Annotated in this window: 10 protein-coding genes; all 10 read left to right on the forward strand. The window is 41.4% G+C overall.

Translation table 11 applies throughout. The annotated features are described in order from the left end of the window. The first annotated feature begins 2 nt into the window (after nucleotides 1-2). The 10 genes from ACFS6H_RS05030 to ACFS6H_RS05075 all read left to right on the forward strand — a co-directional run bounded on the left by ACFS6H_RS05030 (nucleotide 3) and on the right by ACFS6H_RS05075 (nucleotide 14,891). The gene (locus tag ACFS6H_RS05030) at nucleotides 3-1,478 is read left to right on the forward strand and encodes a glycoside hydrolase family 30 protein (RefSeq protein ID WP_386095888.1); all 1,476 of its coding nucleotides are present in this window, start codon (nucleotides 3-5) and stop codon (nucleotides 1,476-1,478) included. 111 nt (nucleotides 1,479-1,589) lie between these two features. Beyond that, a complete protein-coding gene (locus tag ACFS6H_RS05035; RefSeq protein ID WP_386095890.1) occupies nucleotides 1,590-3,245 on the forward strand; it encodes a glucoamylase family protein in 1,656 nt (551 codons plus the stop codon). A 125-nt stretch (nucleotides 3,246-3,370) separates the two neighbouring features. Beyond that, a complete protein-coding gene (locus tag ACFS6H_RS05040; RefSeq protein ID WP_386095892.1) occupies nucleotides 3,371-3,952 on the forward strand; it encodes an RNA polymerase sigma-70 factor in 582 nt (193 codons plus the stop codon). Between the two features lie 69 nt (nucleotides 3,953-4,021). Beyond that, nucleotides 4,022-5,164 carry a FecR family protein gene (locus tag ACFS6H_RS05045; protein ID WP_386095894.1) on the forward strand — a complete coding sequence of 381 codons (1,143 nt, stop codon included), beginning with the start codon at nucleotides 4,022-4,024 and terminating at the stop codon, nucleotides 5,162-5,164. Between the two features lie 145 nt (nucleotides 5,165-5,309). Then, the gene (locus ACFS6H_RS05050) at nucleotides 5,310-8,738 is read left to right on the forward strand and encodes a TonB-dependent receptor (RefSeq protein ID WP_386095896.1); all 3,429 of its coding nucleotides are present in this window, start codon (nucleotides 5,310-5,312) and stop codon (nucleotides 8,736-8,738) included. A gap of 18 nt (nucleotides 8,739-8,756) precedes the next feature. After that, nucleotides 8,757-10,184 (forward strand): RagB/SusD family nutrient uptake outer membrane protein, encoded by a 1,428-nt coding sequence (locus tag ACFS6H_RS05055; RefSeq protein WP_386095898.1) that lies wholly within the window; start codon nucleotides 8,757-8,759, stop codon nucleotides 10,182-10,184. Nucleotides 10,185-10,302: 118 nt separating this feature from the next. Beyond that, nucleotides 10,303-11,964, forward strand: coding sequence for a glucoamylase family protein (locus tag ACFS6H_RS05060; RefSeq protein ID WP_386095900.1), 1,662 nt, complete (start codon nucleotides 10,303-10,305; stop codon nucleotides 11,962-11,964). A 40-nt stretch (nucleotides 11,965-12,004) separates the two neighbouring features. Next, the gene (locus ACFS6H_RS05065; RefSeq protein WP_386095902.1) at nucleotides 12,005-13,369 is read left to right on the forward strand and encodes a glucoamylase family protein; all 1,365 of its coding nucleotides are present in this window, start codon (nucleotides 12,005-12,007) and stop codon (nucleotides 13,367-13,369) included. Between the two features lie 153 nt (nucleotides 13,370-13,522). After that, the gene (locus tag ACFS6H_RS05070; protein ID WP_386095904.1) at nucleotides 13,523-14,347 is read left to right on the forward strand and encodes a carboxylesterase family protein; all 825 of its coding nucleotides are present in this window, start codon (nucleotides 13,523-13,525) and stop codon (nucleotides 14,345-14,347) included. Nucleotides 14,348-14,447: 100 nt separating this feature from the next. After that, a complete protein-coding gene (locus ACFS6H_RS05075) occupies nucleotides 14,448-14,891 on the forward strand; it encodes a hypothetical protein (protein WP_386095906.1) in 444 nt (147 codons plus the stop codon). Nucleotides 14,892-14,899: the final 8 nt, after the last annotated feature.

Raw genomic sequence — 14,899 nt, forward strand, 5'->3', positions numbered from 1 at the left:
AAATGAAAAAAATATTGATCGTGTTGAGTGCAGGTTTTTGGATGGCTTGTAACAGTGCCAGTGATGGTAATCAGCATAACACAGTAAAAGATTCCCTGTCTTATACGGCAACAGATAAAAAAGTGAACGTATATACTACGGCCGATACAGCTGACTGGCGGTTAGCGAATACTGCAACTGGCCTGGCCTTTGAAGAAATGGGTCAGCCTTTTGAAAACCAGATCGTGGTATTTGTTGATCCTGATAAAACCTTTCAAACCTATGTCGGTATGGGCGCCGCTTTGACCGATGCCTCTGCCGAAACATTTTATAAACTGCCCAAAGCAACCCAGCAGGAGTTTTTAAAGGCGCATTTTGATAAAAAGGAAGGCCTGGCTTATACTATTGCCCGTACCAATATTAACAGTTGCGATTTTAGCAGTGATAGCTATACGTATATACAGGAAGGTGATAGTGCATTAAAAACATTTGATATTACACATGACCGGAAATATAAGATCCCGTTTATTAAAGAAGCGCAGCAGGCTGCCGGCGGCTCTTTTAATTTATTTGCCAGTCCGTGGAGCCCGCCTGCTTTTATGAAAACCAATAATGATATGCTCCGGGGTGGTAAACTAAAGCCTGAGTTTTATAATAGCTGGGCCATGTATTACACCAGGTTTATTAAGGAGTATGAAAAAGAAGGTATCCCTGTTTGGGGTATCAGTATACAAAATGAACCTATGGCTACCCAAAAATGGGAAAGCTGTCTTTATACTGCCGAGGAAGAAAGAGATTTCTTAAAAAATCATTTAGGACCTGTTATGCATAAAGAAGGTTTGCAGGATAAAAAAATTATCGTTTGGGATCATAACAGGGATTTGATTTATCAGCGGGCGCAAACTTATTTCAAAGATAAGGAAGCGGCGAAGTATATATGGGGTATTGGCTTTCACTGGTATGAAGACTGGAGCGGCGGCACGCCGATGTACGAAAACCTCAAACGTGTGCAGGAAGCCTATCCCGATAAACATATTTTCTTTACCGAAGGATGTGCGGAAAGTTTTAACCCGGCTCGTTATAAAGCATGGGAACTGGGTGAGGAATATGGCCGTTCCATGATCAATGACTTTAATAACGGGATGGTAGGCTTTACTGACTGGAATATTTTATTAGATGAAACGGGAGGCCCTAATCATGTTCAAAACTTTTGTTTTGCGCCTGTACATGCGGATACCAAAACCGGCAAGCTCATTTATACCAATGCTTATTACTACATAGGTCATTTTTCAAAATTCATTCAACCTGGTGCAAAAAGAATAATCAGTTCTGCCAGCCGCAGCCAGCTATTGACAACCGCCTTTAAAAATCCCGATGGCACTGTTGTTGTGGTGGTAATGAATCAAAGCAATATCAGGACACCTTATTATTTATGGATAAATGGTAAGGCTGTTGCGGTGAATGCACTTCCGCATTCTATACAAACACTGGTTTTTTAACAGGTAGATAAAACAAAAACTACTGGCCGGGGAAGGGTTTGTGTAGTGGAAATATATATCATTTAGTAATTTTCGGGTAGGCGTTGTGTTACCTGTAATAAAAAGTAAAAAGTGAAACAGTTTATTTTTATTGTAACTGCGGTTATATCTCTTTTACTGGCATCCTGTAAAAAAAGTGATAACCCGCCACCTGTTGTACCCAAATGGTTTGATTATCAAAGTACCACTATCAATAACCAGCCGTTTAACAACCTGGCGCAAAACATGCCCTTGACGCCTGCAATAAGAATTACTTTTGATGAAGCGATTAATGCTTCCACCGTAAACAATGCCCTATCATTGATGCATGGAACGGCAACACTTTCCTACAACTTTTCTTTGGAGAACAGCGATAAAACCATCTTACTGCAGCCTGTTAATAAACTCCCTTCCCTGGGCAGTTTTACATTATCTATAACCAATACTCTTCGTTCAAAAACGGATGCTACCCTGCGCAATCAGCAAACGCTGAGCTTTAGGACCGGACTCGATTCCTCACGTAAATTTCCGGCTATATCCAATGATGCGCTGCTGACAAAGGTGCAGGAACAAACCTTTAAATATTTTTGGGATTTTGCACATCCGGTAAGCGGCCTGGCGCGTGAACGGAATACTTCCGGGGAAACAGTAACATCGGGTGGTTCGGGTTTTGGCATTATGGCTATTCCTGTGGGTATTGAACGTGGTTTTATAAGCCGCGCCGATGGATTGGCTCGTATGCAGAAGATCACAGGATTCTTAAAAAATACAGCCGTTAAAGTGAAGGGAGCTTTCTCACATTGGATAAACGGCACTACGGGTGCCATTGTTCCCTTTAGTGCTAATGACAATGGGGCCGACCTGGTAGAAACCTCTTTATTAATGATGGGACTGCTGACGGCCCGCCAGTACTTTGATGGCGGAGGTGCTGAAGCTACCTTACGTAATGATATTAATGAGTTATACCAAAATGTTGAATGGGACTGGTTCCGTCGTGATGGACAAAATGTATTATACTGGCATTACAGTCCCGACAAGCAATGGGTAATGAACCTGCCCATCAACGGGTGGAACGAATGTTTAATTACCTATGTATTGGCAGCGGCATCACCAACGCATGGTATTCCTAAAATTGTGTACGACAATGGCTGGGCACGTAACGGGAATATGAGAAACGGGAATACCTACTACAACTATATTTTGCCTGTTGGTCCCAACTTAGGCGGCCCGTTATTTTTGAGTCATTATAGTTTTTTAGGTATTAAGCCTATCGGGTTAACCGATGCTTATGCCAACTACGAAACCTATGTAAAAAACCACACCCTGATCAATTATGAATATTCCAGGGCCAATCCCAAAAACTTCCTGGGTTACAGCGATTCAATTTGGGGGCTGACCGCCAGCGATATTCCCAATGGTTATACGGCGAGTTCTCCTACCAATGATGTGGGCGTTATTGCACCGACAGCAGCTTTATCGGCTTTTCCATATACGCCCGAAAAATCAATGGCGGCTTTACATTTCTACTATTATGTGCTGGGTGATAAATTATGGAAGGAATATGGCTTTATCGATGCTTTCTCATTACAGCAATCCTGGTTTGCCTCCTCCTACCTGGCAATAGACCAGGGCCCGATAATATTAATGATCGAAAATTACCGGACCGGTCTTTTATGGAATTTATTCACCAGTAGTCCCGAAATTAAAACGGCCATGCGTACACTGGGCTTTACCGCACCGTATTTATAATAAAAAAACTTGTTGTTCCGGTAAATGCGGGTATAAATGTGCTACCGGGTTCAGCCTTTCAAGGCATACATATATTTGAGGCATAGTATGGTTTAAATAAGTAATTTTACATTCCCGATTGCTACATGAACAATACTGCTCAAATAAAAGACCTGTTCTACCTGGTCATGCAGGACGATGAAGCTGCGTATAAAACACTGTTTATAAAGCTTCATAAGCCCTTGTGCCAGTTTGCCTATGGCATACTGAAGTCGCAACAGGATGCGCAGGATGTGGTTTCGGATGTGTTTATTACTATTTGGGAAAAACGTAACCAGTTAACTGATGTAAGTTCCCCTTTGGCTTATTGTTATACAGCCGTAAAAAACAGGTCGCTCAACATTTTAAAACAGCAAAAGCGGCAAAAGGAATTGGATAATTCCGAATGGTTAGTTCCCCAAAACAGTGTTTATTTCAACCCGGAGAATTTAATGATGACGGAAGAGATTATCCAGCAAATCCGTTTAACCATTCAAAACCTCCCTTCGCGTTGCCGGCTGATATTCAAGCTCACCAAGGATGACGGCTTAAAATACAGGGAAGTAGCCGATTTATTGAATATATCGGTGAAAACGGTGGAAGCGCAAATGGCCATTGCCATGCGCCGGCTGGTAAAATGTATGCCTTTCAACCTGACCACCCAAACCACGAAATCTGTAAAAAAATAATTGTCCCGCTTTTAGGGGTTTCTTACCGGCAGCGTTGTCTTATACCAAAGCTATATATTCAACGATTGCATGAGCCAGGAATACTTTTGGATACTTTTTGCTAAAAAACTAGCAGGGGAAGCCACTCCCGGCGAATTAACCGAATTGGAAAATCTGGTTAAACAACATCCTGAGTGGCAATATTCCATCCAGTCCGTAGAGGACATCTGGAATACATCTGCCCCTTTTTCCGATAAAGATATGGCCGATGCAGAAGATGCGTATATGCTGCATTTGCACCGGATGCAGGAAAAGAACGGCTCTTCGGAACTGGGCCTGCCCTCTATTGGGTTACCTGCTTCCGCGAATAAAAAAAATAAAAGGCGGGTCATTAAATTGATGGCAGGAGCGGCCATAGCTGCTTCTATGTTATACGGGGCCTTTGTTTACCTGCAATATACGCAGGCCAAACCCGGCAATGCTTCTCCGGTGCAGGCCATGAGTAATATAAATGAAATAACAACCCGGTTTGGTTCAAAATCAAAAATACAATTACCGGATGGCTCTACGGTATGGTTAAATGCCGGCAGTTCACTTATCTATAACAAAGATTTCGGTATTGAAAAAAGGGAAGTGGAGATAACAGGAGAAGGTTTTTTTGATGTGGCTAAAAACGCCTCCATGCCTTTTATTATTAAAACCAGGAGTTTTGATATTAAAGTACTGGGAACTGTTTTTAATGTAAAGGCCTACCCCGATGATGAAACATCGGAAACCAGCCTGCTGGAAGGAAAGATCGAGGTTTCAATCAAAAGCCGGCCTAATGATAAAATAATTCTTGAACCCCAAGAAAAACTGGTTGTTGAAAATAATACCCGGCCCGGTTCTGCATCCGTAACCAGCCAGGATAATATCCTTACACAAGAGCCGATAGTAGCGATCAGTAAACTGAAATACAGCCCCGTGGATAGTTCAGTAACCGAAGTTCAGTGGAAAGATAATATCCTCGCATTTGACGATGAAAAAATGGAGGATGTAGCACTGAAAATGGAAAGATGGTTTGATGTGGAAATAGAGATAAAAGAAGCCGTATTGAATAAAAAAAGATTAACCGGGAAGTTTGAAAACGAAAATATTGAACAGGCATTGGAAGCGCTTAGCTATACCTCTACCGATGCTTTTGCTTTTAAACGTAACGGTCGGAAAATTATAATTTATAAACCAAACCACTAATTGTTAAATGAAACAAAACTACGGACCATAGGTGGTATGGTATAACTAAAAAGGAGCCGTTGCAGCGGCCCCTGTCAAAGTTAAATACCATACAAAACACCTCCACAGGATAATTTATCAGTACTTAACCTCTCAAATGTAAATTATGAAAAAAAATGAAGCAGAACTTATTTTTAATAAACTGCTATCGTCAACGCTTTTACGTTTTATGAAACTAACGATCTTTTTACTGACAGTAGCTTGCTTACAGGTTTCAGCCAACACTTATTCGCAGGATAAGATCTCCCTGCGTATGAATACGGTTGAAATAAAAAAAGTATTATTTGCTATCGAAAAAAAGAGCGGTTACCGCTTTCTATTCGATGAACAGATTTTAAAAGGTAAACCCCGGGTAAGTGTACAAGCCGAAGAAACACCGGTTAGCGATATTTTAAACAGTGTTTTTTCCAATACCGGCATTAAATACAAAATTTTAAATACCAACCTGGTTGTTTTAAAAGATGATCCGGCCAGTGTGGAAATAAATGTCAGGGAATTAAGAGTATCCGGTAAAGTTACTTCGGCTACCGGCGAGCCTTTATCCGGCATATCCGTCTCCATTAAAGGAACAACTGTTGGCACAACTACCAATGAGGAAGGAAACTTTTCATTAACCGTTCCGGACGATGCCACAATTGTATTCTCTTCCGTTGGCTATGCAACTATGGAAGAAAGAGTAAACGGGCGTACAACGATTAATGTTGTCCTGCAATCGGCTGAAAAGACTATGGAGGACATAGTAGTGGTAGGTTATGGCACTTCTACCAGAAAAGATCTGACAGGCTCTATAGCCAGTGTAAAAAGCGCTGAAATTACCAAACAACCGGCAATGTCAGCCATGCAGTCTGTACAAGGTAAAGTTGCAGGCTTAAATATCATCGCCTCGGAAGCCCCAGGCTCAACTCCCAATGTAATCATCCGCGGGTTAGGTACAGCTTTAGGTGGCCGTAACCCATTATATATTGTAGATGGTATGGCTGTTGATAATATTAATAATATCAACCCTACTGATATTGAGTCAATAGATGTATTGAAAGATGCCTCATCTGCTTCTATTTATGGTTTGCGTGCTGCAAATGGTGTTATTATGGTAACGACCAAAAAGGGCAGAATAGGAAGAGCGGTTATAGGTTATGAAAGTTATGCAGGTGTAAAGAATATATTGAATCGGGTAAAAATGGCCGATGCCAGTCAGTATATAGCTTACATCAATCAGAACCTGGCGTCTATTAACCAAACCTGGCGTTTAGCTGATGTAAGTCAGCAGGCTAATAATACAGATTGGTACGATGAAATCATTAAAAACGGATCTGTATTTAATAATGCAATAAGTCTTTCAGGTGGTTCAGAAAATGTTGACTACTTCCTGAGCGTTAATAACTTTAAGGAAAATGGTATTCTTGATGGGTCATCTTTTACAAGAAATACCATCAGGAATAACAATACATATAAATTCTTTAATAACAAATTAAGGTTTAACCAGACCTTAAACCTGACATTTTCCGAAGCAACTCCTAAACCATACGGGGCATTCAGCGATGCTTATCGTCAATCACCACTGGTTCCTGTAATGTATGCAAATGGCCGTTCTGGCCGTCCTTTTGTAAATAGGACAACAGGTGTAGTGACTTACGAACGAACCGCAGGACAAACAGTGGGCAGTTTAAACTCAATAGGAAACCCGGTGTATGCAATTGCGGCCAATAATGAGTTAACAAAATCTACTATGCTGCAAGGAGGCTTGGAGGGTGAATATAAAATTGCTAAATTTTTAAAAGTAACTTCCAGGCTAGGTGCTACTAAATATTATTTTAGAAGCCGTGGGTTTACCGACATAAAAGATGGCTGGTTAAATGCAGACCCTACCCGTACAGAAGCAGAATTCATTGCATTAAAAACAGCAAACCCTGCAGTGACTACCTATGCAAATAATAGCCTTAGTACTTCTCAGCAGGAAACTTTCAGATGGGTTTGGGAAAACTTCCTCACATTCCAGAAAAAATTTGGTAATCACAATGTAGAAGCTATTGCCGGTATGTCACGTGAAAAAGTGGGTATTGGAAATACAATTGGCGGCACCGGTTATGATGTTCCGGCAAAAGAACAATACTGGAATATCAATTTAGGATCTTCTGCGTACCAGAAAACACTTAACCAGACTTATTTTACACCAAGGGCATTAGCATCATATTTTGGCCGTGTACAATATAATTACGACAACCGTTATTATTTAACTGCCACTTTAAGAAGAGATGGATCCAGTGTATTTAGAGCAACGGAAGAATATTGGGGCACATTCCCTGCTATAGGTTTGGGCTGGACTGTTAGTAATGAGTCATTTCTGGGTAATGTTAAATGGTTAGATTTCTTAAAGGTACGTGCTAACTGGGGGCGTTTAGGAAACCAGGATATTCCTTTAAATGTATCTCAGATATTAACCAATGCAGGTAGCAGTAGCTATAACTATGTCTTTGGGCCTTCACAGGATTTAGTTTTTGGAGCAGCTTACGGTACTCCGGCAGTAGGCGTAACCTGGGAAACAACAGAAGAAACCGGCGTAGGTGTTGATTTTGCTGTATTGAACAACAGTCTTACCGGTTCAATTGATTACTATCATAAATTAAACAAGAATACCATCTTAAATGTAACACCTGGTTATACCTCACCCTATGAGCAAAATTTTTATGCTCATGGTGCAAAAGTGCTGAATGCTGGTATCGAAGCAGTACTTAATTATAACAGGGCTATCAATAAAGATTTAAGTTTTAATGTTGGGGTTAATTACTCATACAATAAAAACGAGGTAAAAGATGTTACACCTGCTTATGACGGAGCCATAGGCGGCAGTCTGGGTAATGGTCAGATTACAAAACAATTACGTGAGGGCCAACCTATTTATGGGTGGTGGATGTATGAAGCAGAGGGCGTTTGGCAAAATGCGGCTGAAATTGCTGCTAACCCTAAAATAGGCTCACCTATTCCCGGCCATTTAAGGTATAAAGACCAGAATAAGGACGGTGTAATTGACAACAGGGACAAAGTATTCTTTGGCTCTTATATTCCATCTTCAACTTATGGTATCAACGTAGGAGTAAACTACAAGGACTTTGATTTATCAATCTATGGATATGGAGTAGGAGGTAACAAAGTATATAATGGATTAAAAGGTACACGTATTGACGGTGGTGAAAATATATCAGCCGATGTATTCAATGACCGCTGGACAGGAGATGGCTCAACTAACAAACATCCGGGTGCTGCCAGGGACTCTTATGCTTCCAGTTATTATCTTGAGCGTGGTGATTATTTCAGGATAAATAATATTACATTAGGCTATACGTTTAAAAGATTGTATTCCAGTTCGTCAAATCTTAGATTATATATAACAGCACAGAACCCTGTAATATTTACAAAATATAGTGGGTTCTCTCCTGAAATTGCAAGTGATGGATCTCCTTCTGGAACAACGGGTATAGAGTTGTCTGCCTACCCTACAACCAGGAATTTCTTAATCGGTTTAAATGTTCAATTTTAAAATCTTAAGATTACAATCATGAGACACAATAAAAAAAATATTGCCATTTTCATAGCGGTTGCCATGTCAATGAGCGCATGTAAAAACTCAGATTTCCTGGATGTTCCTTCACAGGAAACCGTAGAAGCAATTGACAAGAATGTTACCTACACGCCAGAGCAATTTGTAAATGGTATATATGGTATGTTTACCGAGTGGGATTATGCTTTTTCTTTCCTGGGTATTACTGAAATGCTTTCTGATAATGCAGATAAAGGAAGTTCTCCCACCGATACCGGTACTGATAAAGATATCTTGGATAACCTTACTTATACTTCTACTGCCGGATCTTTTCAGGCTATGTGGGCAAGATGGTATAAATCAATCGGTAGGGCAACACAATCTATCCAATACACCGAAACTTTCGGATTAACTGATGCAACGTATAAGAACAGGCTTATTGCTGAAGCAAGGTTTTTACGCGCCTTGAATTATTTCTACCTTGTAAGAGGTTGGGGTGATATTCCCATTCAGGAAATTAACTTAGTAAACAGGGTGCCGGTTGCCGATGTTTATAAATATATTGAAGATGATCTGAAATTTGCTATCGATAACTTACCGTTGAAATCAGCCTATGCGGCTAAAGACTTAGGCCGTGCTACAAAAGGCGCTGCTCAGGGTTTATTATCTAAAGTGTACCTGTACCAGGAAAAATGGCAGCTGGCTTATGATATGGCAAAAGCAGTTTTTGCTTCCAATCAATATAGTCTCGAACCTAATTATGCAAATACCTGGAGACTGGTAGGTGAAAACGGCGTTGAATCTTTATTTGAGTTCCAGGCTCGTGGTACAGCTATTGCTCATGGTATTCAGCAATACTCTCAAACTCAGGGTGCCAGGGGTACCAGCGGCTGGGGCTGGGGCTTCAATACACCTACTCAAAATTTGTTGGATGCCTTTAATGCAGAAGGCGATGCTATCCGCAGGGATGCTACCATTATTTTCAGAGGAGAAGTGATGTATGATGGAAGAATTGTAAGTGTAGGTGTTGAAAACCCCATGTATAATGAAAAAGCATATTCTTCTGCTAATGCAGGTGCCAGTGAAACAGATAAAAATCTGAGATATTTAAGATTAAGTGAAGTGTATTTAATCCTGGCCGAAGCGGCAAATGAGTTGAATTTAACTGATGATGCATTGGATGCGCTGAACGCAGTAAGGCGTCGTGTGAGCCTGGCCGACGTAACAGTAAGAGATAAGGCCCAGTTAAGAACAGCCATTTGGAAAGAGAGAAGATTGGAATTAGCATTTGAACATGACCGCTGGTTTGACCTGATACGTACTAAACAGGGACAAACAGCAATGGCGGCTAATGGTAAAACATTTTTACCAAAACACATGCTTTTCCCTATTCCTGAAAACCAGAGAATACAAACACCAACAATGCCGCAAAATACCGGCTGGTAAAATAAAAGGGGGAGCTTCAACTCCCCCTTTATTTCAACATAAAAGCCTGTTTTTGAACGCTATACATGCAGCTTATAAGATAGTGTTTAGTATATTTTTTAGTGAATAATAACAGCCAATGAAGAGTAAGTTAGTTTATTTGTTATGTCTATGTATCTTTTTGATCAGTGAAGGATGTAAAAAAAGCGACAATGGAAATGGCGGTGACAATGCTGTAGCCCCCTCGCTGCAACAAATAGAGCTTAATAACCTGCCATTTACCCAGGAAATGTATGGTGTAAATAACCGTCCTGTTATTAAGATACGTTTTTCACAGCCAATAAAGGAATCTACTTTAAACGCTGTTTCCATTACCGATGCTGCCAGGAATTCAATTCCTTTAACTGTGGGCTTATCAGATAATAATGTACTGCTAACGGTTACCCCTGGTACTAATTTAAAATACCTGGAGAAATTCGACCTCCGTGTATCTATTGCGCTGCAATCTACATCGGGTGGTAATTTAGCCGCTGCTGTAGAACGTTCTTTTGTTACCGGCATTGACTCCTCCCGTAAATTTCCCGTTATCACTAACGATGCCTTGTTAACCAAAGTGCAACAACAAACCTTTAAATACTTCTGGGACTTTGCTCACCCGGTAAGCGGCTTAACCCGTGAAAGAAATACTTCCGGCGAAACTGTTACTTCCGGTGGATCGGGTTTCGGTATTATGGCCATTCCCGTAGGTATAGAAAGAGGTTTTATTACCCGTGCCGAAGGACTGGCGCGTTTACAGAAGATTGTTGGTTTTTTAACCAATAATGTGGTAAAAGTAAAAGGTGCTTTTTCGCATTGGATCAATGGTACAACGGGGGCTATTGTACCCTTTAGTGCTAATGATAACGGGGCGGATATTGTTGAAACCTCTTTTTTAATGATGGGCTTATTAACGGCCCGCCAGTATTTTGATGGTACAGGAGCTGAAGCCACTTTACGCAATGATATTAATACATTATACCATAATGTAGAATGGGACTGGTTCCGTCGCGATGGGCAAAATGTATTATACTGGCACTACAGCCCTGATAAATTATGGGCCATGAATCTGCCCATCAGCGGCTGGAATGAAGCACTGATCACGTATGTACTGGCAGCTGCCTCTCCTACGCACAGCATTCCCAAAATTGTATATGATAATGGCTGGGCCCGCAATGGCAATATCCGCAATGGCGCTACCTATTACGGTTATAACCTGCCTGTAGGTCCCAATATGGGCGGACCTTTATTTTTAAGCCAGTACAGCTTCTTAGGTATCAAACCTATCGGCTTATCTGATGCCTATGCAGATTATGAGGTCTATGCCAGGAATCATACGCTTATCAATTACGAATACAGTAAGGCCAACCCTAAAAATTATTACGGGTACAGCGATTCTGTTTGGGGGTTAACGGCAAGTGATATTCCCAATAGTTATGCAGCCAGCTCGCCTACCAATGATGTGGGCATGATCGCCCCAACCGCAGCTTTATCTGCCTTCCCCTATGCCCCTGAAAAGTCAATGGCCGCCCTGCACTTTTTTTACTATGTGCTTGGCGACAAATTATGGAAAGAATATGGATTTACAGATGCATTTTCTTTGCACCAGCAATGGTTTGCTACCTCGCATTTAGCTATTGACCAGGGACCGATCATTATCATGATAGAGAATTACCGTACAGGTTTATTATGGAATTTATTCACCAGCAGCCCCGAAATAAAAACGGCTATGCGTATGCTGGGTTTTACAGCACCGTATTTGTAGTAACGAGATGGAGATTATTTCACACCGATAATAATAAGCGATGAATAAAATAAATATAAAAATAGCGACGATTGCAGTTGTCTTTTTTTTAGCTGCTTGCAGTAATAATACCGGCAAACAACCTGCAAATCAATTGGTAAAGCAGCCAGGCGATTCGGCTATATTTGATGCAGTGCAACAACAGACCTTTCAATACTTCTGGGAAGGCGCTGAACCAACCAGCGGCCTGGCCAGGGAACGTTTTCATGTGGACAATATATATCCCCAGAACGATAAAAGTACCGTGACCAGTGGTGGTGCGGGCTTCGGTGTAATGGCCATACTCGTTGGTATTGAACGGGGTTTTATTACCCGTGAACAAGGGTTAGAACGTTTGGAAACAGCCGTTAAGTTTTTAGAGACCGCTGACCGTTTTCACGGCGCTTTCCCGCATTGGTGGTGGGGTGAAACAGGAAAAACAAGGCCCTTCAGTAAAAAAGATAATGGCGGCGACCTGGTTGAAACCTCTTTTTTAATACAGGGATTATTATGCGTACGTCAATACTTTAAGGAAGGAAGTGAAAGGGAAAAAACACTGGCCGCCCGTATTGATAAACTATGGCGGGAAGTAGAGTTTGACTGGTACCGGAATGGTAACCAGAACGTACTGTACTGGCATTGGAGCCCCAATTTTGGATGGGATATGAACTTTGCCGTAAAAGGATATAATGAATGTTTGATCATGTACATCCTGGCCGCATCTTCACCAACACACGGGGTGCCGGCCGAGGTATACCACCAGGGCTGGGCACAAAACGGGGGTATTATCAAACAAACCCATTACAAAAACGATACTTTACAATTGATGTACCAGGGTAACCCGCCTTATGGTGGTCCTTTGTTCTGGGCACATTACTCCTACCTGGGTTTGGACCCACGCGGGTTAAAGGATAAATATGCTGATTATGGTAAAGAGGTAACCAGCCAGGCAAAAATTAACTACCAGTGGTGTGTAGATAATCCTAAACAATACAAAGGTTATAGCGACAGCAGCTGGGGCTTAACGGCCAGCTATTCTGTAAGAGGCTACTCAGCACATGCACCCGGTTTGCAGGAAGATCTCGGTGTTATATCTCCCACTGCTGCATTGGCATCATTCCCTTATACACCGCATCAATCCATGGCTGCCATGAAATACTGGTATAATAATATGAAGGATAACTTATTTGGTCCTTATGGCTTTTATGATGCGTTTAGTGTTACCGATAACTGGTATCCCAAACGTTACCTGGCCATTGACCAGGGGCCCATTGTGGTAATGATGGAGAACTATCGCAGCGGCCTGTTATGGAACTTATTTATGAGTTGTCCGGAAATAAAAACAGGATTAACCAAACTGGGTTTCAGCAGTCCGCATTATAAATAATTGTGGTGTGGTCAGCGGTAGTGCTACTATCAACTGCCGTTGTGCCCGCCCCGACGAGTGAAGCGGAACCCGGGGTTACTCACTTCATCGTTCTGTAATACTATTCACCACAATATAAGCGCAAACAACATGTTTAAACAACGTATGTGTAATATGAAAAACGGGTTATTATTGATTGTGCTGTTAAGTACAGGTTTATTTACAAAAGCCCAGGACCTTTCCTTGTTTAAAAAGGAATGGCTGTTTCAATCGGGTGACACCTTGCCTTACCGTATACTACTGCCTCAAAACTTTGATGCCAATAAAAAATACCCCCTGGTACTTTTTTTACATGGCCGCGGAGAAAGCGGTACCGATAACGAAAAACAACTGGTACATGGTGCCAAATTATTTTTAGCCGATAGTAACCGGAACAACTTCCCGGCAATTGTGGTATTTCCGCAATGCCCGGTTAACAGTTACTGGAGTAATGTACAAATGGTAGCGGAGGGCAGTAAATCGGCCTCACGCAGTTTTTATTTTACCAAAGAGGGCGAAGCTACCGGTGCTATGAAAATGGTAATGGCCTTAATGGGTAACCTGTTTGCACGGTTTAAAATACAGGAAAACCAGGTTTATGTAATGGGCTTATCAATGGGCGGAATGGGTACTTTTGAAGTGGTGCGCCGTATGCCTAACACGTTTGCAGCAGCCATTCCTATATGTGGCGGTGCAAACCCCGCAACGGCCGGTAGTTTAACAAAAACCAGCTGGTGGGTATTTCATGGGGGTAAAGATGATGTGGTATTGCCCAAATACTCGGAGGATATGGTAAAAGCCATGAAACGTTACCGGGTACCGGTGAAATTTACATTATATCCAGAGGCCAATCACAATAGTTGGGACCCGGCTTTTGCGGAACCGGAATTGTTGAAATGGCTGTTTAAGCAAAAGAAAAAAGCAGAGCCGGTATACAATGAACGCGGAGGCGGTAATTAACAGAATGGTGACAAATTGCGGGCTAAAATCACCGGTTAACAATATTATATCACGCACCTTTGCAGGGTAATGATATTAAAAACACTAAAACCTTAATTGTATGTTAGGAGGAGCTATTTTAGGCGCTTTAATAGGCCTGATCGTTGTATTTATCATGAATGGTCAGCGACAGTCAGCATTTAAGAAAATTAAAAATGCTTTGGCAAACGAAAAAATCGATTATATCGTTCCTGCTTATCATGCTGCGGCATCCCGGTTTAAAAAATCGTTGAAGATCTATGACTCTTACGGCGCATTGTACATTAAAGGTAACAAGCTCTATTATCAAAGCAACAGCAGTTCCATGCCCATGGAGTTTGATATACAGCAAAGCGATGTTGTGCTGGAACCAAAGTGGCGTAAACTGAACTGGTTGTCGGTGGCATCGGTTGTAGGCGACAAAGAATATTTCACTTCCTATAAAATGGGTGGTTTTGCCAATGACAGCTCCGCTACGCTGGAAGCATATGAAAAAATTAAAAAAGTAAAATCACAACAAGCATAAATTACTCA

The organism is Terrimonas rubra, from assembly GCF_042686025.1.
GTDB classification, from domain to species: Bacteria; Bacteroidota; Bacteroidia; order Chitinophagales; family Chitinophagaceae; genus Terrimonas; species Terrimonas rubra.

Bases quoted from the DNA above. Each gene is read 5' to 3' on its own strand.
- ACFS6H_RS05030 (WP_386095888.1), top strand. From the start codon at position 3: ATGAAAAAAATATTGATCGTGTTGAGTGCAGGTTTTTGGATGGCTTGT.
- ACFS6H_RS05040 (WP_386095892.1), top strand. From the start codon at position 3,371: ATGAACAATACTGCTCAAATAAAAGACCTGTTCTACCTGGTCATGCAG.
- ACFS6H_RS05045 (WP_386095894.1), top strand. From the start codon at position 4,022: ATGAGCCAGGAATACTTTTGGATACTTTTTGCTAAAAAACTAGCAGGG.
- ACFS6H_RS05050 (WP_386095896.1), top strand. From the start codon at position 5,310: ATGAAAAAAAATGAAGCAGAACTTATTTTTAATAAACTGCTATCGTCA.
- ACFS6H_RS05055 (WP_386095898.1), top strand. From the start codon at position 8,757: ATGAGACACAATAAAAAAAATATTGCCATTTTCATAGCGGTTGCCATG.
- ACFS6H_RS05060 (WP_386095900.1), top strand. From the start codon at position 10,303: ATGAAGAGTAAGTTAGTTTATTTGTTATGTCTATGTATCTTTTTGATC.
- ACFS6H_RS05065 (WP_386095902.1), top strand. From the start codon at position 12,005: ATGAATAAAATAAATATAAAAATAGCGACGATTGCAGTTGTCTTTTTT.
- ACFS6H_RS05070 (WP_386095904.1), top strand. From the start codon at position 13,523: ATGAAAAACGGGTTATTATTGATTGTGCTGTTAAGTACAGGTTTATTT.
- ACFS6H_RS05075 (WP_386095906.1), top strand. From the start codon at position 14,448: ATGTTAGGAGGAGCTATTTTAGGCGCTTTAATAGGCCTGATCGTTGTA.